This is a genomic window from Citrobacter europaeus, from assembly GCA_020099315.1.
Lineage (GTDB): Bacteria > Pseudomonadota > Gammaproteobacteria > Enterobacterales > Enterobacteriaceae > Citrobacter > Citrobacter europaeus.
The window spans coordinates 5,027,160-5,051,084 of the sequence record CP083650.1 but is presented as its reverse complement, the minus strand read 5'-3'; the positions used below and the strand labels follow the sequence as shown (position 1 = coordinate 5,051,084).

The following is a 23,925-nucleotide window of genomic DNA, read 5'->3' as shown; positions in this document are numbered from 1 at the left end:
TTTTCAGCTTGATCCAGATTTTTAAAGAGCAAATATCTCAAACATGACTCGGAAGTCAGTTTTGAGATATTAAGGTCGGCGACTTTCACTCACACATACCAGCAAGTGGCGTCCCCTAGGGGATTCGAACCCCTGTTACCGCCGTGAAAGGGCGGTGTCCTGGGCCTCTAGACGAAGGGGACGTGAAGTCTCAATCGCAAGACGCCTTGCTATTTACTTTTCATCAGACAATCTGTGTGAGCACTTCAAAGAACGTTTCTTTAAGGTAAGGAGGTGATCCAACCGCAGGTTCCCCTACGGTTACCTTGTTACGACTTCACCCCAGTCATGAATCACAAAGTGGTAAGCGCCCTCCCGAAGGTTAAGCTACCTACTTCTTTTGCAACCCACTCCCATGGTGTGACGGGCGGTGTGTACAAGGCCCGGGAACGTATTCACCGTGGCATTCTGATCCACGATTACTAGCGATTCCGACTTCATGGAGTCGAGTTGCAGACTCCAATCCGGACTACGACATACTTTATGAGGTCCGCTTGCTCTCGCGAGGTCGCTTCTCTTTGTATATGCCATTGTAGCACGTGTGTAGCCCTACTCGTAAGGGCCATGATGACTTGACGTCATCCCCACCTTCCTCCAGTTTATCACTGGCAGTCTCCTTTGAGTTCCCGACCGAATCGCTGGCAACAAAGGATAAGGGTTGCGCTCGTTGCGGGACTTAACCCAACATTTCACAACACGAGCTGACGACAGCCATGCAGCACCTGTCTCAGAGTTCCCGAAGGCACCAAAGCATCTCTGCTAAGTTCTCTGGATGTCAAGAGTAGGTAAGGTTCTTCGCGTTGCATCGAATTAAACCACATGCTCCACCGCTTGTGCGGGCCCCCGTCAATTCATTTGAGTTTTAACCTTGCGGCCGTACTCCCCAGGCGGTCGACTTAACGCGTTAGCTCCGGAAGCCACGCCTCAAGGGCACAACCTCCAAGTCGACATCGTTTACGGCGTGGACTACCAGGGTATCTAATCCTGTTTGCTCCCCACGCTTTCGCACCTGAGCGTCAGTCTTTGTCCAGGGGGCCGCCTTCGCCACCGGTATTCCTCCAGATCTCTACGCATTTCACCGCTACACCTGGAATTCTACCCCCCTCTACAAGACTCTAGCCTGCCAGTTTCGGATGCAGTTCCCAGGTTGAGCCCGGGGATTTCACATCCGACTTGACAGACCGCCTGCGTGCGCTTTACGCCCAGTAATTCCGATTAACGCTTGCACCCTCCGTATTACCGCGGCTGCTGGCACGGAGTTAGCCGGTGCTTCTTCTGCGAGTAACGTCAATCACCAAGGTTATTAACCTTAATGCCTTCCTCCTCGCTGAAAGTACTTTACAACCCGAAGGCCTTCTTCATACACGCGGCATGGCTGCATCAGGCTTGCGCCCATTGTGCAATATTCCCCACTGCTGCCTCCCGTAGGAGTCTGGACCGTGTCTCAGTTCCAGTGTGGCTGGTCATCCTCTCAGACCAGCTAGGGATCGTCGCCTAGGTGAGCCGTTACCCCACCTACTAGCTAATCCCATCTGGGCACATCCGATGGCAAGAGGCCCGAAGGTCCCCCTCTTTGGTCTTGCGACGTTATGCGGTATTAGCTACCGTTTCCAGTAGTTATCCCCCTCCATCGGGCAATTTCCCAGACATTACTCACCCGTCCGCCACTCGTCACCCAAGGAGCAAGCTCCTCTGTGCTACCGTTCGACTTGCATGTGTTAGGCCTGCCGCCAGCGTTCAATCTGAGCCATGATCAAACTCTTCAATTTAAGTTTGATGCTCGTGAATTAAACTTCGTAATGAATTACGTATGTTCACTCAAGAGACTTGGTATTCATTTTTCGTCTTGCGACGTTAAGAATCCGTATCTTCGAGTGCCCACACAGATTGTCTGATAAATTGTTAAAGAGCAGTGCCGCTTCGCTTTTTCTCAGCGGCGCGGGGTGTGCATATTACGCCATCCCGCTACGAAGTCAAGCATTTAATTTCGCTTTCTTCGCCGGAGTTCTCAGTGGAACCCCGCTGACCCGGCGGCTTGTAATCCGTTGTTCCGTGTCAGTGGAGGCGCATTATAGGGAGTTATTTCAGGCTGACAAGGGGAAATTTAAAATAACTTTCCGAGTGCGTGTTTTTTCATCAAAACCATCATTAACATGCCATAAAATAAGCAAATTGCCGTTTTTGCAGCCGCAATCACATTTCCTGGTGGCATACTAATGAATAAGAAAATAAGTAAGGAAGAACATTCATGCCGTTAAATGCCCAACAGCTAGCCGCACAGAAAAACCTGTCCTACGTTCTGGCCGAAAAGCTGGCTCAGCGAATATTAAAAGGTGAATACGCACCAGGCGCGATATTGCCTGGCGAAATAGAGCTGGGCGATCAGTTTGGCGTGAGTCGCACTGCGGTAAGAGAAGCGGTAAAAACGTTAACGGCAAAAGGTATGGTATTACCGCGCCCGCGTATTGGTACACGCGTCATGCCGCAAGCAAACTGGAACTTCCTCGATCAGGAACTGCTCACCTGGTGGATGACGGAAGATAATTTCCCACAGGTCATTAAACATTTTCTGGTGATGCGTATCAGCCTGGAGCCTCAGGCGTGTTCACTGGCGGCGACCATAGGCACGGCAGAACAGAAAGCGCATCTCAACACGCTGATGGAAGAGATGGTCGAGCTGAAAAGAAACTTCAGACGCGAGCGCTGGATTGAAGTTGATATTGCATGGCATGAACACATCTATGAAATGAGTGCGAATCCGTTCCTTATATCCTTTGCATCACTGTTTCATTCCGTTTACCAGACCTACTTTACTTCTATTACCTATAACGACGTGGTTAAACTGGATCTGCACCAGGCCATTGTTGATGCAATTGATGATAGCGATGGCGATCGCGCCTTCACTGCCTGTCAGGCATTGCTGATAGCACCAAACGTGCTACCGGATAAATAATATGTCAGAAAAGAAATCACGCAGTATGGCCGGGCTGCCGTGGATAGCAGCCATGGCCTTTTTTATGCAGGCACTAGACGCCACAATCCTCAATACCGCCTTACCCGCAATAGCACATAGTCTTAACCGCTCTCCGCTCGCCATGCAGTCGGCCATTATCAGCTACACCCTGACGGTCGCCATGCTTATCCCGGTGAGTGGATGGCTGGCAGACAGGTTCGGCACCCGGCGCGTCTTTATGATTGCCGTTAGCCTGTTTACATTGGGATCGCTGGCCTGTGCGCTGTCCAGCTCCCTAAGCGAACTGGTGATTTTCCGCATCATTCAGGGCATCGGCGGCGCCATGATGATGCCCGTTGCCCGTCTGGCATTATTGCGAGCTTACCCCCGCAGCGAACTGCTTCCCGTGCTTAACTTCGTAACCATGCCTGGACTTGTAGGGCCGATTTTAGGTCCGGTATTGGGCGGTGTACTGGTCACATGGGCTAGCTGGCACTGGATATTCCTGATTAATATTCCAATTGGCGTGGCAGGTATCTTCTATGCACGCAAATATATGCCGAACTTCACCACGCCGCGCCGCAGTTTTGATATGACCGGTTTCTTTCTGTTTGGTTTGAGCCTGGTGTTGTTTTCCAGCGGGGTAGAGCTTTTCGGTGAGAAGCTTGTCGCAACCTGGATAGCGCTCAGTATTATCCTTGCCAGCATTTTGTTACTGCTTGCCTACATTCGCCATGCGCGTCGTCACCCAACGCCGCTGATATCGCTTCCTATATTTAAAACCCGAACCTTTTCTGTCGGGATCGCCGGAAACCTCGCCACTCGTCTGGGTACAGGGTGCGTGCCTTTCTTAATGCCGCTGATGTTGCAGGTAGGCTTTGGTTACCCGGCGCTGATAGCCGGTTGCATGATGGCGCCAACGGCACTGGGATCAATACTGGCGAAATCAATGGTGACGCAGGTACTGCGCCGGCTCGGCTACAGGACCACACTGGTCGGCGTTACGGTGTTTATCGGCCTGATGATTGCGCAGTTCGCGCTGCAATCTCCCGCCATGCCGGTCTGGATGCTGATCCTACCGTTGTTCATTTTAGGTATGGCGATGTCCACCCAGTTTACCTCAATGAATACTATCACTTTAGCGGATCTGACCGATGAAAACGCCAGTAGCGGCAACAGCGTGCTGGCTGTCACTCAGCAGTTATCAATCAGTTTAGGGGTCGCCATCAGCGCCGCCGTTCTGCGAATCTATGAAGGTATGGAAGGAACCAATACGGTCGAGCAGTTCCACTACACCTTTATAACGATGGGCGCTATCACGGTAGTGTCTGCGCTGATGTTCATGCTGCTAAAAGCCAAAGATGGACGCAACCTGATTAAAGAGCGACATAAGCCTAAACCGACCCCCGCTCCATCAAAACAGGAGTAAGTTGCAGGCGCTGCTGCTGCAATGCGGGCTGCGCCATCCGATGAATTAACACATCGATGGCCAGTTCGCCCAGTTCATCTTTTGGTTGGTGAATGGTCGTCAGGGGTGGCGTCATATAGCGCGCCAGCTCGATATCGTCATAACCCACCACCGCCATATCCTGCGGAATACGCAATCCCGACTGGTACAGAGCCTGATACGCGCCGACCGCCATTGCATCATTGCCGGTAAAAACGGCCTGCGGTCGCTGTTTATGCGATAGCAACGTTTGCATAGCTTCAAAGCCGCCGCCGAACTCAAAGTCACCGGTAATCTCGTAGCCTTCCGGGACAGGCAAGCCCGCCCGCTTCATGGCCGCCCGATATCCTTCCAGACGTAAACGCGCCGGAGTTTTATCCAGCGGCCCGGTAATGCAGGCAATGCGCGTAAAACCTTTTTCGATAAGATGTTGCGTGGCTAAATCCCCGCCCAGCAGGGAGTTATCCTGAATCAGATCGCTTTCACCATCAAAAGGCGACCAGTCCATCATCACGGTTGGTATAGAAGGATAACGCTGCATTATCTCTCTGGAAGGCTGATGTGTTTCCGTACAGAGCAGCAGCAAACCGTCCACGCGTTTTTGCATCAGCGTTTCCAGATTACGGTTCATGCGCTGTTCATCGCCTTCGGTATTGCACAGCACCAGGCTGTAACCGCGCTCAAAACAGCTACGTTCAACGCCGCGCACCAGCTCAGAATAGAAGGGATTGGTACTGGCAGTGATTAACATGCCAATAGTGCGGGTCTGGTTTAACTTGAGACTACGCGCCAGCGCGGAGGGGGCATAGTTAAGCTCTTTAATCGCCGCTTGCACTTTGTCTGTGACAGACTCACTGACAAAGCGATCTTTATTAATGACGTGAGAAACCGTCGACGTGGAAACACCCGCCAGGCGGGCGACATCCTTCATTGTAGCCAAGCGTTACCTCTGCTGACTTAAAAACGCTTCTATTTCTTCGCGCCATGGAACGGAAGGCTGCGCACCTTTACGAGTGACCGCAATCGCCGCAGCGGCATGTGCAAAACGGATAGCTTCAGGCAGCGGAGTCTCTTCCAGTAACGCTGTAATTAACGCGCCGTTAAAGGTATCCCCAGCGGCAATGGTATCAACAGCGTCAACTTTAAACCCTGGCACACGCTGACCTTCACCCTTTACGCTGGCCCATACTCCGCGACTGCCTAAGGTAATCAGTACCGTATCGATCCCCTTCGCGTGCAATGCCTGCGCCGCTTTGGCCGCGTCTTCATCGTTTTCGACCCGGATCCCCGTCAGCTTTTCAGCCTCGGTTTCATTCGGGGTAATAATATCCACCAGCGCCAGCAGTTCGTCAGAAAGTTCACGTGCCGGAGCCGGATTCAGGGCAACCGTGGTCTTATTTTGATGTGCAATCTTTGCCGCAGCCAGTACGCTTTCGATCGGCGACTCTAACTGCATCAGTAAGGCTGACGCCTGCGCAATACGCTCATGCTGTGCTTCCACCAGAGCTGGCGAAAGCGCTGCGTTCGCACCAGCATGAATACCGATGACGTTCTCGCCTTCACCATTCACAAAGATCAACGCCACACCGGTCGATTCCCCCGAAATTACGCTAATCGGCGCAATATCGATATTATCTTTGGCTAACTGTTTACGAACACTTTCGCCAATATCATCATCGCCTGTACAGGCAATAAATGCGATATTCGCGCCACTACGACCCGCAGCAACAGCCTGATTCGCGCCTTTACCGCCAAATGCGACCTGATAATGGCTACCGGTTACGGTTTCACCAGGTGTCGGGAAAGAATTAAGATTAAGGATGTGATCGGCATTGATACTGCCAAGAACAACGAGGTTGCCTGCGGTTTTCATATTTGGTGTTCCAAGTCAAAGTGCGCCACCGGGTTAGGGTGGCGCGTGCCCTGCTTTTCTTTTTACGCTTTCATCCCCAAAACCAGATACGGGGATGGCGTATTTATGTCTCCATCAGGCCGCGAGCGACCTGAATCGGTATTACTGCTTGATGACCAGCTTCAGGTCAACCGGATATTTAGCCTGAACCTTCTCGCCTTTCAGGACCTTATCCGCAGTCTCAACGCCTTTGGCGCCGATCTGATCCGGCAACTGAGCAATGGTCGCAGCCAGTTTGCCATCATTTACTGCTTTTTCGCCATCTGGAGTGCCGTCAAATCCAACCACCATCACATCAGATTTACCCGCAGTTTGCAGTGCGCGCAGCGCGCCAAGCGCCATTTCATCGTTCTGGGCAAATACGGCCTGCACGTCAGGATGCGCGGTCAGCAGGTTCTGCATGACGTTCAGACCTTTGGTGCGGTCGAAGTCTGCCGGCTGGCTGGCCAGTACGTTAAATTTGTGTGCCGCAACGGCCTGCTGGAAACCTTCGCCACGCTCACGCGCCGCTGAAGTACCGGCAATACCCTGCAGTTCGATAACTTTAGCGCCTTCACCTGCTTTCTTCGCGATGTAATCACCCGCGATTTTGCCGCCCAGCACGTTATCAGACGCAATGTGGCTTACCACTTCGCCTTTGGACGCAACGCGGTCAAGGGTAATAACCGGAATTTTAGCCTGGTTAGCCATTTTCACAGCGTTACCAACGGCATCAGAGTCGGTCGGGTTGATCAGCAGAATTTTAGTTCCACGAACCGTTAAATCCTGAACGTTAGCCAGCTCTTTCGCCGGGTTGTTCTGTGAGTCCAGAATCACCAGGTTGTAGCCCAGCTTATCCGCCTCTTTTTGCGCCCCATCCTTCAGAGAAACAAAGAACGGGTTGTTGAGGGTGGAGACCACCAGCGCAATGGTATCTTTCGCCATCGCATTCGCGCTCACGGTGGCGCTCAGCGCAACAGCAGAAACCAGGGTAGCCAGTTTTTTCATGTTCATATTTAAGATGTCCTGTAATCGTTGTTACTGCTTTTTGTTGTCTACCAGTACCGCCAGCAAAATCACCACCGCTTTAACGATCATCTGGTAATAGGAGGATACACCTAACAAATTCAAACCATTATTGAGGAAACCAAGAATCAATGCGCCGATCAGCGTCCCAACAATACGTCCTTTACCACCCGCCAGGCTGGTACCGCCTAACACTACCGCTGCGATAGCATCCAGCTCATAGCCAGTGCCTGCCGTTGGTTGCGCAGAGGAGAGGCGAGCCACTTCAATGATGCCCGCCAGCGATGCCAGCAGACCGCACAGTGAGTAAACGATAATTTTGATTTTACTGACGCTGATACCGGACAGACGCGTTGCCGCTTCGTTACCGCCCAGCGCATAGATATAACGGCCCAGACGAGTGTGGTGCAGCATGTACCACGCCGCGAGGAAGACAACCCCCATGATCCACACAGGCGTCGGGACGCCTAACGGACGACCAATACCAAACCAGCCAAACAGATCGGCATTATCAGTAAACCCGGTATTTACCGGACTGCCGTTGGTGTAGACCATGGTTACACCGCGCAGCAGCAGCATCATCACCAGAGTTGCGATAAACGCCTGCACGCGGCCTTTTGCAACAATCACCCCGGTGACTGCGCCAATGGCAGCGCCGAGCGCCAGGGCCGCAGCAACAGCCACCAGCGCATTGACTTCAATCCCTACAATCGAAGCTGCAACCGCGCCGGTAAGCGCCAGCAAGGAACCGACTGACAGATCGATACCCGACGTCAGGATAACCAGCGTCATGCCGACGGCCATGATGGCGTTCACCGACGTTTGCTGGAGAATGTTGAACAGGTTATTAACGGTAAAAAAGTTAGGGCTCATGGTAGAAACAATCGCGATCAGCACTAGCAGAGCGATGAGCGACTTTTGCTCCAGAAGCCATGCTTTAGTGAAATAACGGCGACCAGAAACAGCCTGGGTAGTCATCTTTTTTACTCCTGATTCACGCGATTAAGCTTGCCCACAGCGGCAGCCATTAATACTTCCTGAGTGGCCTGCTCGCGAGTGAACTCACCGCCGAGATGCCCTTCATGCATAACGATAATTCGATCGCTCATGCCCAATACTTCTGGCATCTCAGAGGAGACCAGAATGATGCTCAGCCCATCAGCCTTAAACTGGTTGATAAGCTGATAGATTTCTTTCTTGGCCCCAACGTCAACGCCGCGCGTTGGTTCATCAAGGATCAGGACTTTGGGTCGAGTCATGAGACCGCGCGCAATGGCCACTTTCTGCTGGTTACCACCGGACAGCAGGCCGATAGCCTGTTCCATCGACGGCGTTTTAACATTGAACAGACGAATAAAATCACCTACCGCCTGCTGCTCATCTTTATGCTTCAGGCTTCCACCGGCGCGGCTGAAATAGCGCAGCGCGGTCAATGACATGTTCTCTTTCACCGACATGCCCAGCACTAAACCATCGCGTTTACGGTCTTCAGAAATATAGACGATGCCGTTAGCCAGTCCATCCTGCGGCGAACGGGTAACAACCTCATGGCCATCAAGCGTGACGTAGCCGCTGGTGCGTGGCAATGCGCCGTACAACACTTTCATCAGCTCAGTACGTCCGGCTCCCATCAGCCCTGATACGCCAAGGATCTCCCCTTTACGCAGCGTGAATGAAACATCGTTTACGCCAGGGCCACACAGATTATCGACCTTCAGGCGAATATCACCCGGCGCTTTTTCCAGGCGCGGGTACTGATCTTCCAGCTTACGTCCCACCATCATTTCAATCAGCGAGTCTTCGGTAAGCGAGGCGACTTCACGCTCGGCAATAAACTGCCCGTCGCGAAAAACGGTCACGTCATCGCAAATCTCGAAGATCTCTTTCATGCGGTGAGAAATATAGACAATGCCGCGTCCCTGGGATTTCAGTTCGCGAATGACGCGGAACAGAGATTCAGTTTCAGTATCGGTGAGCGCATCCGTCGGTTCATCCATAATGATGACCTTCGATTCAAAGCTCAGCACTTTGGCAATTTCGACCATCTGCTGATCGCCAATCGACAGCTCACCGACCAGCCTGTCGCTTTTAAAGCGCAGATTGAGTTTGGCGAGCAGCAAATCGGCTTCGGCGTACATCTTTTTCCAGTCAATTTTGCCAAAGCGATTCACAAACTCGCGGCCAAGAAAAATGTTCTCGGCGATAGTGAGTTGCGGGATCAGGTTCAGCTCCTGGTGGATGATACCGATTCCGGCTTCCTGGGAGGATTTCGGGCCGTTAAAGGTGGTCTCTTTCCCCAGCCATAATAAAGAGCCGGCATCACGGGTGTAGATCCCGGTCAGCACTTTCATCATGGTGGATTTGCCCGCGCCGTTTTCGCCCACCAGCGCCATTACGCGGCCAGGATAGACATTCAGCGCAGCGCCGGATAGCGCTTTTACGCCTGGGAACGCTTTATCGATCCCTTTGAGTTGCAGTAATGCGTTCATGATGGCCTCAGAACGTGACGCCAGCACAGAGAATGATATTCGCATACGGAGAACACTCTCCGCTGCGAATTACCGCCTGACTGTCTGCGGTTTGTTTTTTGAATTGTTCATGCGTGGTGTAACGAATTTCAATGGTGTTTCCCTGGTGTTGTTGCAGTTGCTCAATGAACTTAAGCAACGTTTCGTGGAGTTGCGGATTATGTTGTTTAATTTCCGACGCGAGAATGGCCGCCTCGACCTGCATTTCACGTGTAACCACATCCAGTACCTGCATAAAAGAAGGTACGCCCTGGGTTAATGCCATATCAATACGCGTTGTGCTGTTCGGGATGGGTAAACCTGCATCACACACCACCAGCGTATCGGTATGCCCCAGACGGGAGATCACCGTTGAAATTTCAGAGTTGAGTACCGTGCCTTTCTTCATTTTCTTTCCCCACTAGCGAAACGTTTCGCTGAAGATAAGTGTAGTGTGAAGAGTGGACAGAAAACCACCGTGACGTTACGAAAATGTGATCGTCATCGAAACGTTTCGCAAGGATTATCATTCGATGAAATGAAAACTGAGAGGGACAAAACAAAACGCCCCCTTTCGCGATGAAAGAGGGCGTCGATGAGATTAAATCTCGACCTGAGTACCGAGCTCAATAACCCGGTTCGGTGGGATTTCAAACTGGTCCGGCGCGCGCAGCGCGTTGCGCTGTAGCAGCAGATACAGCTTGCCGCGCAGACGCAGATACCATGGCCGCTTGCCAACAATCAACGACTCGTGCGACATGAAGAAAGAGGTTTCCATCATTCTACAGCTTAAACCTTCCAGACCGCAGCGATGGAACACTTCCTCAACGTTCGGCGTTTCGCGCCAACCGTAGCTGGCCACCACGCGCCAGAAGGTGGGCGATAATTGCTCAATCTGCACCCTACGCACGTTGTGAACATAGGGCGCATCTTCCGTGCGCAGCGTCAGCAGAATAACGCGCTCATGCAGCACCTTGTTATGTTTGAGGTTATGCAGAAGCGCAAACGGGATGACGTTCAATGCACGAGACATATACACCGCCGTTCCCGGCACGCGTACCGGTGGAGATTTCTCCAGAGAGGCAATCATCGCCTCCAGAGAATTGCCGTGCTCATGCATGCGACGCAGCAGACGGAAACGCTCGCTTTTCCAGGTGGTCATGATGGTGAACATCACCAGCCCCAGCGTCAGAGGCAGCCAACCGCCGGAAATCAGTTTATCGAGGTTCGCGGAGAACAGCGGAATATCGACGCACAAGAACGCCACCAGGATCAGGAAGACAAAGTATTTATTCCAGTGCCAGTTTTTGCGCGCCACGGTGGTCGACAAAATTGAGGTCAGCACCATCGTTCCCGTCACCGCAATTCCGTACGCAGCGGCCAGATTACTGGAGTGCTCAAAGCTCACAATCACGATAACCACCGCAAAATAGAGCATCCAGTTAACGAAAGGAATGTAGATCTGGCCAGATTCCATTTCCGAAGTATGAATGATACGCATCGGTGACAAATACCCCAGACGCACGGCCTGACGCGTCAGCGAGAAGACGCCAGAGATAACTGCCTGTGAAGCGATGACCGTTGCCAACGCGGCGAGGATCAGAAGCGGTATCAACGCCCAGTCCGGCGCCAGCAGGAAGAACGGGTTTTTGATCGCTTCAGGATGCTTTAACAGCAACGCCCCCTGACCAAAATAGTTCAGCACCAGCGAAGGTAATACCACGGAGAACCAAGCCAGGCGAATCGGCAACTTACCGAAGTGGCCCATATCTGCATACAGCGCTTCAACACCGGTGATCGACAGCACCACCGCACCCAGCGCTATAAAGGACAACGTTTTGAATTCGAGGAAGAAATGCACCGCCCAATACGGATTGAGCGCCTGCAGCACTTCCGGATTGCCAATAATACTGCGTACACCTAATACCGCGAGCGTCAGGAACCACAGCAGCATAATCGGCGCAAACAGCTTACCGACCATGCCGGTACCGTGTTTTTGAATCAAAAACAGCAGGGTCAGCACGATTATCGAGAGCGGAACAATCCAGGTGTCCAGTTGCGGGGCAACTATCTCCAGACCTTCAATCGCCGACATCACCGAGATGGCAGGTGTTATCACCACTTCTCCATAGAAGAAGCTGCCGCCAATCAACCCCATAATCACCAGCATGGAGGTGGTTCGCGCCGAGGTATTGCGCCCGGCCAATGACATCAGCGTCAGGATCCCGCCTTCTCCGGCGTTATCCGCGCGCATGACAAACGTCAGGTATTTAATGGAAACAACAAAGATAAGCAGCCAGAAAATCAGCGAGAGAAAGCCAAATACGGCATCACGTTCAACGCCAAAACCAAACTGGCCGGACAAACATTCACGAAGCGTATAAAGTGGGCTGGTACCAATATCACCGTAGACAACCCCAATGGCCGCAAGGGTAATCGCAGACAATGATTGTTTATTATCAGTGCTCATAGACTCGTCTTTCGTTTATACACATCATCTTTCAAGCCGCCTCCGCGTGGGCTGCATTCGTTATTCCCCCCATCCCCGGAGAAAACTCCATTGCCGCCTTGGTGCAGCTTGATTGATTTGGTGTATATATAAGAAATGTGTGCGTCGTCCCTTGGCCCACAAAAAGGCGCACAGTATGCACGATTAATCGCAAAATCGTACCCCTAAATGAGACCAGATTAATCTGGCTCAAAGAAAAATAAGCGCACCTTCAGTCTATTACTGCACTGGTGTGAAGCATCTATACTCGCAGTTTATGCAGTACATTTGGCGAAAGGACGCCACTTCATTATGGCTCACCCACATTTATTAGCGGAAAGAATTTCCCGTCTGAGCAATGCGCTGGAAAAGGGACTTTATGAACGTAGCCACGCTATTCGCCTGTGTCTGCTGGCTGCACTCAGCGGCGAGAGCGTTTTCTTATTAGGTCCTCCCGGGATTGCGAAAAGCTTAATTGCCCGCCGACTGAAATTTGCTTTTCAAAATGCTCGCGCCTTCGAATACCTGATGACGCGTTTCTCTACACCGGAAGAGGTTTTCGGCCCGCTGTCGATTCAAGCCCTTAAAGATGAAGGTCGCTATGAACGCTTAACCGCAGGCTATCTTCCTGAAGCTGAAATCGTCTTTCTCGACGAAATCTGGAAGGCGGGCCCGGCGATTCTTAACACCCTGCTAACCGCCATCAACGAACGCCACTTTCGTAACGGCGCGCATGAAGAGAAAATCCCGATGCGCTTGCTGGTGGCAGCCTCCAATGAACTGCCAGAAGCAGACAGCAGCCTGGAAGCACTGTACGACCGTATGCTGATTCGCCTGTGGCTGGATAAAGTTCAGGACAAAGCCAACTTCCGCTCGATGCTGTTAAGTCAGCAAGATGAAAGCGACAATCCGGTCCCGGCGTCGTTACAGGTGACGGATGAAGAGTATAACCAGTGGCAAAAGGACATTGGCGCCATCAAGCTTCCCGATCGCGTGTTTGAGCTTATTTTCACGTTGCGCCAGCAACTGGACACGCTACCGAATGCCCCTTATGTGTCCGATCGGCGCTGGAAAAAAGCCATTCGCTTACTCCAGGCCAGCGCCTTCTTTAGCGGACGTGATGCGGTAGTTCCGATCGACCTGATCCTGCTGAAAGATTGCCTGTGGTACGACGCGCAAAGCCTGAATCTGATGCAACAACAGCTGGAAATATTGATGACCGGACACGCATGGCAGCAGCAAGCCATGCTGACGCGACTGGGCGGTATTGTGCAGCGCCGCATTCAACTCCAGCAGCAGCAAAGCGACAAAACGGCGTTCACGGTGATCCGCCAGGGCGGCATGTTCAGCCGTCGCCCTCATTATGATTTACCGCCGGAAGCTACGTCTTCTGTCGTAACATTACTCCTGCAAAAGCCCTTAAAGCTGCATGACATGGAAGTTATCCATATTGCTTTCGAACGTGGCGCACTGGAGTTGTGGCTCACCAAAGGTGGTGAGATCCGCGGAAAATTAAACGGGATCGGTTTTGCCCAGACGCTGAACATGGAGGTGGATAGCGCGCAGCACCTGGTCGTGCGTGATGTCAGTTTACAAGGCTCTCGACTGGCATTGCCCGGTTCTTCACAAGAGAGTATGCCTGCAGAGATAAAACAAGAGCTCGAAGCACTTGATAACGAGTGGCACCAGCAGCACAGCGCATTTAGCGAGCAGCAAAAATGTCTGTTTATTCATAGCGACTGGTTAGGCCGCATTGAGGCCAGCCTGCAGGATGTCGGGGCGCAAATCCGCCAGGCGCAACAATGCTGACCCTTGATACACTCAACATCATGCTGGCAGTCAGTGAAGAGGCGATGATCGAAGAGATGATCGTCGCCCTGCTGGCTTCTCCAAAGATGGTGGTCTTTTTTAAAAAATTCCCCCGCCTCAAAAAAGCAATCGCTGAAGATATACCGCGCTGGCGTGAATCTTTGCGTAGCCGCCTTAAAGATACCCATGTGCCGCCGGAGTTGGCGGAAGAGGTCATTTGTTATCAGCAAAGCCAACTCCTCTCTCATGCGCAGTTTATCGTCCAGCTACCGCAAATATTGTCGCTATTGCACCGCCTCCATTCGCCGTGGGCCGGACAAGCGCAACAGTTGGTCAATGACAACGGCGCGTTTACGCCTGCCCTCCATACGCTTTTTCTTCAGCGCTGGCGCCTGAGTCTGGTGGTGCAAACCACAACCCTGAATCAGCAACTGCTGGAAGAAGAGCGCGAACATTTGCTCAGTGAAGTACAGGAACGGATGACCCTTAGCGGGCAACTGGAACCCGTACTGGCAGAAAATGACAACGCCGCAGGCCGGTTATGGGATATGAGCGCGGGTCAAATCAAGCGCGGTGATTATCAGTTGCTGGTTAAATATGGCGAATTCCTGACGCAACAGCCCGAACTCCAGCGTCTGGCTGAGCAGTTAGGCCGTTCCAGAGAAGCGAAATCCGTGCCGCGTAAAGATGCGCCAATGGAAACCTTCCGTACCCTGGTACGCGAACCGGCAACCGTACCGGAGCAGGTGGATGGCATCCAGCAAAGTGACGATATCCTGCGCTTGCTGCCGCCTGAACTGGCCACGCTGGGCATTACCGAACTGGAATACGAGTTCTACCGCCGGCTGGTGGAAAAGCAACTGCTGACCTACCGTCTGCACGGCGAAGCATGGCGCGAGAAAGTAACGGAACGTCCGGTGGTGCATCAGGATTTTGACGAGCAGCCGCGCGGGCCTTTTATCGTCTGCGTTGATACTTCGGGATCGATGGGCGGGTTCAATGAACAGTGTGCGAAAGCCTTTTGCCTGGCGCTAATGCGCGTTGCCCTTGCCGATAATCGGCGCTGTTTCATTATGCTGTTTTCAACAGAAGTGGTGCGCTATGAGCTGTCCGGTCCAGAGGGTATCGAACAGGCGATTCGTTTTTTAAGTCAGCGCTTTCGTGGCGGTACCGATATTGCCAGCTGTTTTCGCGCCATTATTGAGCGCATGCAGGGTCGGGAATGGTTTGATGCCGATGCGGTGGTTATCTCTGATTTTATCGCTCAGCGATTACCCGATGAGGTCGTCAGCAAAGTGGGGGAATTACAGCGGGTACACCAGCACCGTTTTCACGCGGTGGCGATGTCTGCACATGGCAAACCCGGCATCATGCGCATTTTCGATCATATCTGGCGCTTTGATACCGGGATGCGAAGCCGCCTGCTCAGACGCTGGCGGCGTTAATTATTACAGCAGAGAGGCGACGCTTTCACGTACCTGTGCCGGCCATACGCCACACTGAACCTGACCAATGTGCGGTAATTGCAGCAACAGCATGGTCAGACGCGACTGCCCAATGCCGCCACCAATTGTCTGCGGCATTTCACCGCGCAGCAGCGCCTGATGCCATTCCAGACTCAGGCGATCTTCATCACCGGTCAGAGACAGTTGGTGTTTCAGAGCGTCAGCATCGACACGGATCCCCATAGAAGACAGCTCAAACGCATCTTCCAGCACCGGGTTCCAGACCAGAATATCCCCGTTCAGACCGGCGTGACCCAGCTCGGACGCTGAACTCCAGTCATCATAATCCGGCGCACGTACATCGTGACGGTGACCGTCACTGAGCTTGCCGCCGATCCCCACCAGGAATACCGCGCCCAGCTCTTTAGCGATCGCACGTTCACGACCTTTTGCATCAAGATCCGGATAACGAGATAACAACTCCTGGCTATGAACAAAGTGGATCTGCTCTGGCAGGAACGGTGCCAGACCAAACTCTTTGCTAACCGCAGCCTCAGTAGCCTTAATACCCGCCCAGATAGCCTCTACCGTGCTTTTCAGAGTGGAGAATTGACGCTCACCGTCGCCCATCACGCGCTCCCAGTCCCACTGATCAACATACACTGAGTGCAGCGGGGAGAGGCGATCTTCATCGGGACGCAGGGCCTTCATGTGCGTGTACAGACCTTCACCTGCGCTAAAGTCGTGTTGTCCTAACGTTTGACGCTTCCACTTCGCCAGTGAATGAACCACTTCGAATTGAGCGTCTGGCAATGCTTTAACCTTCACCTGCACCGCTTTTTCACAGCCCGACAAGTTATCCTGCGTGCCATCTCCAACGCGGCTGAGGATCGGCGCCTGAACTTCGATCAGACCTAAACGCTCTTCCAGTTGACGAGAAAAATGAGATTTTACGAAGCTAATTTGACGTTGTTTGGCAATGTAAGCGGTTTTCATTATGTGTACTCCTGTGTCCTGTTGCCTATGATTAAGCAACAGAATGGAGGTAATATTCAATAATCAACAAACAAAAAGCCGACTTCGATTTTGATTCGTTAAAATAAACGTCTAAAATAGAGGGAATCATTAATCTACATAAGAAAAACCTATGGAAAATTATCAGATCGACAATCTGGACCGCGGCATTCTTGACGCCCTGATGGAAAATGCCCGTACCGCCTACGCAGAATTAGCCAAACAATTCGGCGTCAGCCCAGGAACAATTCACGTACGTGTAGAAAAGATGAAACAGGCCGGGATTATTACCGGCGCGCGGATTGATGTGAGTCCCAAACAGTTGGGCTATGACGTCGGCTGCTTTATCGGCATCATCTTGAAAAGTGCGAAAGACTATCCGTCAGCGCTGGCCAGACTGGAAAGCCTCGATGAAGTGACCGAAGCGTATTACACCACCGGGCACTACAGCATCTTTATTAAGGTGATGTGCAAGTCGATCGACGCGTTGCAGCAGGTACTTATCAACAAGATCCAAACAATTGACGAAATTCAGTCCACGGAAACCCTGATCGTCCTGCAAAACCCGATCATGCGTACCATCAAGCCGTGATCGCTTTTTTTAATACCCTGGTTTTCCACAGGTAGATCCCAGCTCGCTCACAGCGTACAATACGCCCTCTTTATAAAGGTGGGCGATCATGGCAGACATCACTCTTATCAGCGGTAGTACGCTTGGCAGTGCGGAATATGTAGCAGAACATCTGGCTGAAAAGCTGGACGACGCCGGTTTTTCCAGCGAAACACTGCATGGGCCAATGCTTGAAGAGGTTCCGACTGACGGCATCTGGCTGATTATTAGCTCTACGCACGGTGCGGGAGACATTCCTGACAACCTACAGCCTTTATATGATGCGTTACGCGAGCAAAAGCCGGACCTGTCACAAGTGCGGTTTGGCGCAATCGGGATCGGCAGTCGTGAATATGACACCTTTTGCGGCGCAATCGACAAGCTGGAAGCCGAATTGAAGGCCTGTGGAGCAAAACAGGTAGGCGAAACGCTCAGGATCAACGTACTGGAACATGAAATTCCGGAAGATCCGGCTGAAATTTGGCTGGGATCGTGGCATCCATTGCTCAGAGATTTGTAAAGATCGTACTTTTTTATGTGGATAACTCTGGTTAAAAGCTTGGATCAACCGGTAGTTATCCCAAGAACAACCGTTGTTCAGTTTTTGAGTTGTGTATAACCCTTCATTCTGATCCCAGCTTATACGGACCAGGATCACCGATCATTCACAGCTAATGATCCTCAGCAACCTGTTGATCTTATTCAAAGGATCGCCCTTATCCACAGAAACTTGCGATCCTAATAAGAGATCACAATAAAACAGATCTCTAAATAAAAAGATCTTCTTTTTAATACCCAGGATCCCAGGTCTTTCTCCATCGACTAAAGTTGAGTAGAATCCACGGCCCGGGCTTCAATCCATTTTCACACCGCGTTATGCGAGGCAATTACCATGTTTTATCAGGATCCTTTTGACGTCATCATCATTGGCGGGGGTCATGCAGGCACCGAGGCCGCAATGGCCGCGGCGCGAATGGGTCAACAGACTCTGCTTTTGACACACAATATCGACACTCTGGGGCAGATGAGCTGCAATCCGGCGATCGGCGGTATTGGGAAGGGACACCTGGTAAAAGAAGTGGATGCGCTTGGTGGGTTGATGGCAAAAGCGATCGACCATGCAGGTATCCAGTTTAGGATACTAAACGCAAGCAAAGGGCCAGCCGTTCGCGCTACCCGAGCTCAGGCCGATCGCGTGCTCTATCGCCAGGCGGTACGTACCGCGCTGGAGAATCAACCCAACCTGATGATCTTCCAACAGGCGGTTGAAGATCTGATTGTTGAAAACGATCGTGTTGTGGGCGCAGTGACCCAAATGGGACTGAAGTTCCGTGCCAAAGCGCTTGTATTAACCGTGGGGACTTTCCTCGACGGCAAAATTCATATTGGTCTGGATAACTACAGCGGTGGCCGTGCTGGCGATCCGCCGTCTATCCCGCTGTCACGTCGTCTGCGTGAACTGCCGCTGCGCGTCAGCCGCCTGAAAACGGGTACACCGCCGCGTATCGATGCGCGCACTATTGATTTCAGCGTGCTTGGCCAGCAAAACAGCGATAACCCGATGCCGGTCTTCTCATTCCTGGGCGATGCTTCTCAACATCCGCGCCAGATGCCGTGTTACATCACGCATACCAATGAGAGAACCCATGACGTGATCCGCAATAACCTCGATCGTAGCCCGATGTACGCCGGTGTGATCGAAGGAATCGGCCCGCGCTACTGCCCGTCGATCGAAGACAAAGTGATGCGCTTTGCCGATCGTAACCAGCATCAGATCTTCCTTGAACCGGAAGGACTGACGTCTAACGAAATTTACCCGAATGGCATCTCCACCAGCCTGCCGTTCGATGTGCAGATGCAAATTGTCCGCTCTATGCAGGGAATGGAAAATGCCAGAATCGTCCGCCCTGGCTACGCTATTGAGTATGATTTCTTCGATCCGCGCGACCTGAAACCTACTCTGGAAAGCAAATTCATCCAGGGGCTGTTCTTTGCGGGACAGATTAACGGTACAACCGGTTACGAAGAAGCCGCCGCGCAAGGCATGCTGGCTGGTCTGAACGCCGCACGCTTGTCTGCTGAGAAAGACGGCTGGGCACCGCGTCGCGATCAGGCTTATCTTGGCGTGCTGGTGGACGACCTGTGTACGCTGGGCACTAAAGAACCGTACCGCATGTTTACCTCACGCGCAGAATACCGTTTGATGCTGCGTGAAGATAACGCCGACCTGCGTCTGACCGAAATTGGTCGAGAACTGGGTCTGGTGGACGATGAGCGCTGGGCTCGCTTCAACGAGAAGCTGGAGCGCATCGAACAAGAACGCCAGCGTCTCAAATCAACCTGGGTAAACCCGTTAGCGGAATCTGCAGCAGAAGTGAATGCTCACCTGGCAACGCCTCTGTCACGTGAAGCCAGCGGTGAAGATCTGCTGCGTCGCCCGGATATGACCTATGCTCAGTTGACCTCTTTATCTGCGTTCGCACCAGCGCTTGACGATGCTCAGGCCGCGGAACAGGTTGAGATTCAGGTGAAATACGAAGGGTATATCGCCCGTCAGCAGGAAGAAATTGAAAGACAGCAGCGTAATGAGAACACCCTGTTGCCTGCAACGCTGGATTATCGCCAGGTCTCTGGCTTGTCGAATGAAGTCATCGCCAAACTGAACGATCACAAACCGGTATCGATCGGTCAGGCATCGCGCATTTCCGGCGTAACGCCTGCCGCCATCTCCATTCTGCTGGTATGGCTGAAAAAACAAGGTATGCTGCGCCGCAGCGCTTGATAACTCTCATTTGGCGGGGGCGCTTCGCTTGCCCGCCGTACAAATTTGTAGGCCCGATAAGCGAAAGCGCATCGGGCATTTGATTATTAACAGGTAACGACCGTGCTCAACAAACTCTCTCGTCTGCTGGCTGATGCCGGTATTTCTCTTACCGATCACCAGAAAAATCAGCTGATTGCGTATGTCGATATGCTGCACAAATGGAATAAAGCGTACAACCTGACGTCGGTGCGGGATCCCAACGAAATGCTGGTGCGCCATATTCTGGACAGCATTGTCGTCGCGCCGTATCTGAAGGGGGAGCGTTTTATCGATGTGGGTACGGGACCTGGCCTGCCGGGAATTCCGCTCTCTATCGTGCGCCCTGAAGCGCATTTCACACTGCTGGATAGCCTGGGAAAACGCGTCCGTTTCTTGCGTCAGGTGCAGCATGAGCTTGCGCTTACTAACATCACGCCTGTACAAAGCCGTGTTGAAGAATTCCCTTCAGAACCGCCGTTCGATGGGGTCATTAGCCGTGCTTTTGCATCACTCAATGATATGGTGAGCTGGTGCCATCATTTGCCAGGACCTGATGGACGTTTTTATGCGTTAAAAGGGCAGTTGCCTGCAGATGAAATTGACTCGCTGCCAGCAGAATTCAGCGTCGAGTCGGTTGAAAAATTACGCGTTCCGCAGTTGGAAGGCGAACGTCATTTGGTGGTTATTAAGCCAAACAAAATTTAATTTTTATCAAAAAAAATAGAAAAAAAACGGCAGTTCAGGTGTTAAAAGTCATAGGGAATAGTGTGGTTAAATGTCGTTACATTTCACCAATGCCTTACGGTTTTGCATCATAACTATAACGTACCGTTTTTTGTTAAAAGCGAAACAAGTCAGCTGTGAAAATATCAGTCTGCTAAAAATAGAACGTAAGAATCACCCGTTGTGTTAATTTTTTATTATAAATGTCAATGCGTGGTTTTTTTGTTGTTAGCTGTTGTTTTTTTAATAGTGGCTATTTTTACGCTTAAATATCAAAAAGATGAAAAGGCATCATTTGCCACGTAAATAAATTATGCGAAGGTGAATATGTTCAATATGTGATCTGGTGCACGCTTTGCCGCCAGTGTTTACGCGGCATTTGCAGTTTTGCATGATCGTTCACAGTTTGCCAAAAAGTGATAAATGTGGGGTAGCGAAAAATATTTAAACATTTATTCACTTTTTAGCTACTTATTGTTTGAAATCACGAAGCCGCACCGTATAATTTGACCGCTTTTTGATGCTTGACTCTAAGCCATAAAGAACGTTTTATACGACACGCGGCATACCTCGTAGGGAGCAGGAGTAAAAACGTGATGTCTATGTCGCTCTTGAGTCGAAACGTTGCTCGTAAGCTTTTGCTCACACAGCTTCTGGCGGTAATAGCAAGTGGATTGCTGTTTAGCCTCAAAGACCCTTTCTGGGGCATCTCCGCGTTGTGCGGTGGATTGGCAGTGTTACTGCCTAACGTGTTGTTTATGATATTTGCCTGGCGTCACCAGGCGCATACACCAGCTAAAGGTCGAGTAGCCTGGACGTTCGCTTTCGGCGAAGCCTTCAAGGTGTTAGCGATGCTGGTTTTGCTGGTGGTGGCGTTGGCTGTTTTGAAAGCGGTATTCATGCCGCTGATCGTTACGTGGGTTTTGGTGCTGGTGGTTCAGATACTGGCGCCGGCTGTAATTAACAACAAAGGGTAAAGGCATCATGGCTTCAGAAAATATGACGCCGCAGGATTACATAGGACACCATCTGAATAACCTTCAGTTGGACCTACGTACATTCTCGCTGGTGGATCCGCACAACCCCCCAGCCACCTTCTGGACGCTCAATATTGACTCCATTTTCTTCTCGGTGGTTCTGGGTCTGTTGTTCCTGCTTATGTTCCGTAGCGTAGCCAAAAAGGCGACCAGCGGCGTACCAGGTAAATTTCAGACCGCGATTGAGCTGGTAATCGGCTTTGTGCATGGTAGCGTGAAAGACATGTACCATGGCAAAAGCAAGCTGATTGCTCCGCTGGCCCTGACGATTTTCGTCTGGGTATTCCTGATGAACTTGATGGATTTGCTGCCTATCGACCTGCTGCCGTACATCGGTGAGCATATCTTTGGCCTGCCGGCTCTGCGTGTGGTTCCGTCTGCTGACGTGAACATCACCCTGTCGATGGCGCTGGGCGTATTTATCCTCATTCTGTTCTACAGCATCAAAATGAAAGGCATCGGTGGCTTCGCGAAAGAGTTGACGCTGCAGCCGTTCAATCACTGGGCGTTCATCCCTGTCAACTTAATCCTTGAAGGGGTAAGCCTGCTGTCCAAACCAATTTCTCTTGGTCTGCGACTGTTCGGCAACATGTATGCCGGTGAGCTGATTTTCATTCTGATTGCTGGTCTGTTGCCGTGGTGGTCACAGTGGATCCTGAATGTGCCATGGGCCATTTTCCACATACTGATTATCACGCTGCAAGCCTTCATATTTATGGTTCTGACGATTGTCTATCTGTCGATGGCATCTGAAGAGCATTAATTTACCAACACTACTACGTTTTAACTGAAACAAACTGGAGACTGTCATGGAAAACCTGAATATGGATCTGCTGTACATTGCTGCCGCTGTGATGATGGGTCTGGCGGCAATCGGTGCTGCGATCGGTATCGGCATCCTCGGGGGTAAATTCCTGGAAGGCGCAGCGCGTCAACCGGATCTGATTCCTCTGCTGCGTACTCAGTTCTTTATCGTTATGGGTCTGGTGGATGCAATCCCAATGATCGCTGTAGGTCTGGGTCTGTACGTGATGTTTGCTGTCGCGTAGTAAGCGTTGCTTGAATTAAGAGCAATATCAGAACGTTAACTAGATAGAGGCATTGTGCTGTGAATCTTAACGCAACAATCCTCGGCCAGGCCATCGCGTTTGTCCTGTTCGTTCTGTTCTGCATGAAGTACGTATGGCCGCCATTAATGGCTGCCATCGAAAAACGTCAAAAAGAAATTGCTGACGGCCTTGCTTCTGCAGAACGAGCACATAAGGATCTTGACCTTGCAAAGGCCAGCGCGACCGACCAGCTGAAAAAAGCGAAGGCGGAAGCTCAGGTAATCATCGAGCAGGCGAACAAACGCCGCGCTCAGATCCTGGACGAAGCTAAAACTGAAGCAGAGCAGGAACGTACTAAAATCGTGGCACAGGCGCAGGCGGAAATTGACGCCGAGCGTAAACGTGCTCGCGAAGAGCTGCGTAAGCAAGTTGCTATCCTGGCTGTTGCTGGCGCCGAGAAGATCATCGAACGTTCCGTGGATGAAGCTGCTAATAGCGACATCGTGGACAAACTTGTCGCTGAACTGTAAGGAGGGAGGGGCTGATGTCTGAATTTATTACGGTAGCTCGCCCCTACGCCAAAGCAGCTTTTGACTTTGCCGTTGAGCACCAAAGCGTTGACCGTTGGCAGGATATGCTGACGTTTGCCGCTGAGGTGACTAAAAACGAACAAATGGCAGAGCTTCTTTCTGGCGCACTGGCGCCGGAAACGCTCGCTGAGTCGTTTATCGCCGTGTGCGGTGAGCAGTTGGACGAAAGCGGCCAGAACCTGATTAGGGTAATGGCTGAAAATAACCGTCTGAATGCGCTCCCGGATGTTCTTGAGCAGTTTATTCACCTGCGTGCAGCCAGTGAGGCTATCTCTGAGGTAGAAGTCACTTCTGCCAATGCACTGAGTGATGAACAGCTTACGAAGATTAGTGCAGCGATGGAAAAACGTCTGTCACGCAAAGTTAAGCTGAATTGCAAAATCGATAAGTCTGTAATGGCAGGCGTAATCATCCGAGCGGGTGATATGGTCATTGATGGCAGCGTACGCGGCCGTCTTGAGCGCCTTGCAGACGTCTTGCAGTCTTAAGGGGAC

21 protein-coding genes, 1 tRNA gene and 1 rRNA gene are annotated in these 23,925 nt (G+C 51.6%); 13 read left to right on the top strand and 10 right to left on the bottom strand.

The genetic code is table 11. The features are described 5' to 3' along the window. Positions 1-106: 106 nt before the first annotated feature. A tRNA-Glu gene (locus LA337_23680) sits at positions 107-182 on the bottom strand. 84 nt (positions 183-266) lie between these two features. After that, a 16S ribosomal RNA gene (locus tag LA337_23675) occupies positions 267-1,808 on the bottom strand. Positions 1,809-2,287: 479 nt separating this feature from the next. Between LA337_23675 and LA337_23670 the strand changes: the two genes are divergently transcribed. Together LA337_23670 and mdtD are read left to right on the top strand one after the other, a co-directional pair. Continuing rightward, a complete protein-coding gene (locus LA337_23670; protein ID UBI16107.1) occupies positions 2,288-2,992 on the top strand; it encodes a FadR family transcriptional regulator in 705 nt (234 codons plus the stop codon). Between the two features lies 1 nt (position 2,993). Then, positions 2,994-4,421: a multidrug transporter subunit MdtD gene (mdtD, locus tag LA337_23665; protein UBI16106.1), complete on the top strand. Its 1,428-nt coding sequence runs from the start codon at positions 2,994-2,996 to the stop codon at positions 4,419-4,421. Here the strand turns inward: mdtD and rbsR are convergent. The 7 genes from rbsR to kup all read right to left on the bottom strand — a co-directional run bounded on the left by rbsR (position 4,387) and on the right by kup (position 12,333). After that, complete coding sequence (gene rbsR, locus LA337_23660) at positions 4,387-5,379, bottom strand: ribose operon transcriptional repressor RbsR (protein ID UBI16105.1); 993 nt, start codon at positions 5,377-5,379, stop codon at positions 4,387-4,389. The two genes, mdtD and rbsR, sit on opposite strands and share 35 nt — an antisense overlap. A gap of 3 nt (positions 5,380-5,382) precedes the next feature. Next, positions 5,383-6,312, bottom strand: coding sequence for a ribokinase (gene rbsK, locus LA337_23655; GenBank protein ID UBI16104.1), 930 nt, complete (start codon positions 6,310-6,312; stop codon positions 5,383-5,385). A gap of 141 nt (positions 6,313-6,453) precedes the next feature. Next, the gene (gene rbsB / locus LA337_23650; protein ID UBI16103.1) at positions 6,454-7,344 is read right to left on the bottom strand and encodes a ribose ABC transporter substrate-binding protein RbsB; all 891 of its coding nucleotides are present in this window, start codon (positions 7,342-7,344) and stop codon (positions 6,454-6,456) included. A 24-nt stretch (positions 7,345-7,368) separates the two neighbouring features. Continuing rightward, positions 7,369-8,334 carry a ribose ABC transporter permease gene (gene rbsC / locus LA337_23645; protein UBI16102.1) on the bottom strand — a complete coding sequence of 322 codons (966 nt, stop codon included), beginning with the start codon at positions 8,332-8,334 and terminating at the stop codon, positions 7,369-7,371. Between the two features lie 5 nt (positions 8,335-8,339). Further along, positions 8,340-9,845 (bottom strand): ribose ABC transporter ATP-binding protein RbsA, encoded by a 1,506-nt coding sequence (rbsA, locus tag LA337_23640; protein UBI16101.1) that lies wholly within the window; start codon positions 9,843-9,845, stop codon positions 8,340-8,342. A gap of 7 nt (positions 9,846-9,852) precedes the next feature. Beyond that, positions 9,853-10,272 carry a D-ribose pyranase gene (gene rbsD / locus LA337_23635; protein UBI16100.1) on the bottom strand — a complete coding sequence of 140 codons (420 nt, stop codon included), beginning with the start codon at positions 10,270-10,272 and terminating at the stop codon, positions 9,853-9,855. A 192-nt stretch (positions 10,273-10,464) separates the two neighbouring features. Continuing rightward, a complete protein-coding gene (gene kup / locus LA337_23630; protein ID UBI16099.1) occupies positions 10,465-12,333 on the bottom strand; it encodes a low affinity potassium transporter Kup in 1,869 nt (622 codons plus the stop codon). Between the two features lie 330 nt (positions 12,334-12,663). Here kup and ravA point away from each other — a divergent pair, with 330 nt between their 5' ends. Together ravA and viaA are read left to right on the top strand one after the other, a co-directional pair. Then, complete coding sequence (gene ravA / locus LA337_23625) at positions 12,664-14,160, top strand: ATPase RavA (protein UBI16098.1); 1,497 nt, start codon at positions 12,664-12,666, stop codon at positions 14,158-14,160. After that, entirely contained in the window at positions 14,154-15,605 is a 1,452-nt protein-coding gene (gene viaA, locus LA337_23620) for an ATPase RavA stimulator ViaA (protein UBI16097.1), read from the top strand. Before ravA ends, viaA begins: the two co-directional genes overlap by 7 nt. A 3-nt stretch (positions 15,606-15,608) precedes the next feature. On the opposite strand, the gene asnA is transcribed toward viaA, so the two are convergent. Then, a complete protein-coding gene (asnA, locus tag LA337_23615) occupies positions 15,609-16,601 on the bottom strand; it encodes an aspartate--ammonia ligase (protein ID UBI16096.1) in 993 nt (330 codons plus the stop codon). Positions 16,602-16,752: 151 nt separating this feature from the next. Here asnA and asnC point away from each other — a divergent pair, with 151 nt between their 5' ends. The 9 genes from asnC (at position 16,753) to atpH (ending at position 23,919) form a co-directional block, all read left to right on the top strand. After that, positions 16,753-17,211: a transcriptional regulator AsnC gene (gene asnC, locus LA337_23610; protein UBI16095.1), complete on the top strand. Its 459-nt coding sequence runs from the start codon at positions 16,753-16,755 to the stop codon at positions 17,209-17,211. A gap of 88 nt (positions 17,212-17,299) precedes the next feature. Then, positions 17,300-17,749, top strand: a complete 450-nt coding sequence (gene mioC / locus LA337_23605; GenBank protein UBI16094.1) for an FMN-binding protein MioC — start codon at positions 17,300-17,302, stop codon at positions 17,747-17,749. 372 nt (positions 17,750-18,121) lie between these two features. After that, on the top strand, positions 18,122-20,011 hold the full coding sequence (mnmG, locus tag LA337_23600) for a tRNA uridine-5-carboxymethylaminomethyl(34) synthesis enzyme MnmG (protein UBI16093.1): 1,890 nt from the start codon (positions 18,122-18,124) through the stop codon (positions 20,009-20,011). 102 nt (positions 20,012-20,113) lie between these two features. Continuing rightward, positions 20,114-20,737: a 16S rRNA (guanine(527)-N(7))-methyltransferase RsmG gene (rsmG, locus tag LA337_23595; protein ID UBI16092.1), complete on the top strand. Its 624-nt coding sequence runs from the start codon at positions 20,114-20,116 to the stop codon at positions 20,735-20,737. A 614-nt stretch (positions 20,738-21,351) separates the two neighbouring features. Beyond that, positions 21,352-21,732 carry a F0F1 ATP synthase subunit I gene (atpI, locus tag LA337_23590; GenBank protein ID UBI16091.1) on the top strand — a complete coding sequence of 127 codons (381 nt, stop codon included), beginning with the start codon at positions 21,352-21,354 and terminating at the stop codon, positions 21,730-21,732. A 7-nt stretch (positions 21,733-21,739) separates the two neighbouring features. Next, the gene (atpB, locus tag LA337_23585; GenBank protein ID UBI16090.1) at positions 21,740-22,555 is read left to right on the top strand and encodes a F0F1 ATP synthase subunit A; all 816 of its coding nucleotides are present in this window, start codon (positions 21,740-21,742) and stop codon (positions 22,553-22,555) included. A 46-nt stretch (positions 22,556-22,601) separates the two neighbouring features. Further along, a complete protein-coding gene (gene atpE, locus LA337_23580; protein UBI16089.1) occupies positions 22,602-22,841 on the top strand; it encodes a F0F1 ATP synthase subunit C in 240 nt (79 codons plus the stop codon). A 59-nt stretch (positions 22,842-22,900) separates the two neighbouring features. Then, positions 22,901-23,371 carry a F0F1 ATP synthase subunit B gene (gene atpF / locus LA337_23575; GenBank protein ID UBI16088.1) on the top strand — a complete coding sequence of 157 codons (471 nt, stop codon included), beginning with the start codon at positions 22,901-22,903 and terminating at the stop codon, positions 23,369-23,371. 14 nt (positions 23,372-23,385) lie between these two features. Continuing rightward, positions 23,386-23,919, top strand: a complete 534-nt coding sequence (atpH, locus tag LA337_23570) for a F0F1 ATP synthase subunit delta (protein UBI16087.1) — start codon at positions 23,386-23,388, stop codon at positions 23,917-23,919. Positions 23,920-23,925 lie beyond the last annotated feature (6 nt).

Coding starts and splice junctions, on each gene's coding strand:
- rbsK (UBI16104.1), bottom strand. CDS start 6,312: ATGAAAACCGCAGGCAACCTCGTTGTTCTTGGCAGTATCAATGCCGAT.
- asnA (UBI16096.1), bottom strand. CDS start 16,601: ATGAAAACCGCTTACATTGCCAAACAACGTCAAATTAGCTTCGTAAAA.
- atpH (UBI16087.1), top strand. CDS start 23,386: ATGTCTGAATTTATTACGGTAGCTCGCCCCTACGCCAAAGCAGCTTTT.
- atpB (UBI16090.1), top strand. CDS start 21,740: ATGGCTTCAGAAAATATGACGCCGCAGGATTACATAGGACACCATCTG.
- mioC (UBI16094.1), top strand. CDS start 17,300: ATGGCAGACATCACTCTTATCAGCGGTAGTACGCTTGGCAGTGCGGAA.
- LA337_23670 (UBI16107.1), top strand. CDS start 2,288: ATGCCGTTAAATGCCCAACAGCTAGCCGCACAGAAAAACCTGTCCTAC.
- rbsD (UBI16100.1), bottom strand. CDS start 10,272: ATGAAGAAAGGCACGGTACTCAACTCTGAAATTTCAACGGTGATCTCC.
- atpE (UBI16089.1), top strand. CDS start 22,602: ATGGAAAACCTGAATATGGATCTGCTGTACATTGCTGCCGCTGTGATG.
- kup (UBI16099.1), bottom strand. CDS start 12,333: ATGAGCACTGATAATAAACAATCATTGTCTGCGATTACCCTTGCGGCC.
- mdtD (UBI16106.1), top strand. CDS start 2,994: ATGTCAGAAAAGAAATCACGCAGTATGGCCGGGCTGCCGTGGATAGCA.
- asnC (UBI16095.1), top strand. CDS start 16,753: ATGGAAAATTATCAGATCGACAATCTGGACCGCGGCATTCTTGACGCC.
- viaA (UBI16097.1), top strand. CDS start 14,154: ATGCTGACCCTTGATACACTCAACATCATGCTGGCAGTCAGTGAAGAG.
- mnmG (UBI16093.1), top strand. CDS start 18,122: ATGTTTTATCAGGATCCTTTTGACGTCATCATCATTGGCGGGGGTCAT.
- rbsA (UBI16101.1), bottom strand. CDS start 9,845: ATGAACGCATTACTGCAACTCAAAGGGATCGATAAAGCGTTCCCAGGC.
- rbsB (UBI16103.1), bottom strand. CDS start 7,344: ATGAACATGAAAAAACTGGCTACCCTGGTTTCTGCTGTTGCGCTGAGC.
- rbsC (UBI16102.1), bottom strand. CDS start 8,334: ATGACTACCCAGGCTGTTTCTGGTCGCCGTTATTTCACTAAAGCATGG.
- atpI (UBI16091.1), top strand. CDS start 21,352: ATGTCTATGTCGCTCTTGAGTCGAAACGTTGCTCGTAAGCTTTTGCTC.
- ravA (UBI16098.1), top strand. CDS start 12,664: ATGGCTCACCCACATTTATTAGCGGAAAGAATTTCCCGTCTGAGCAAT.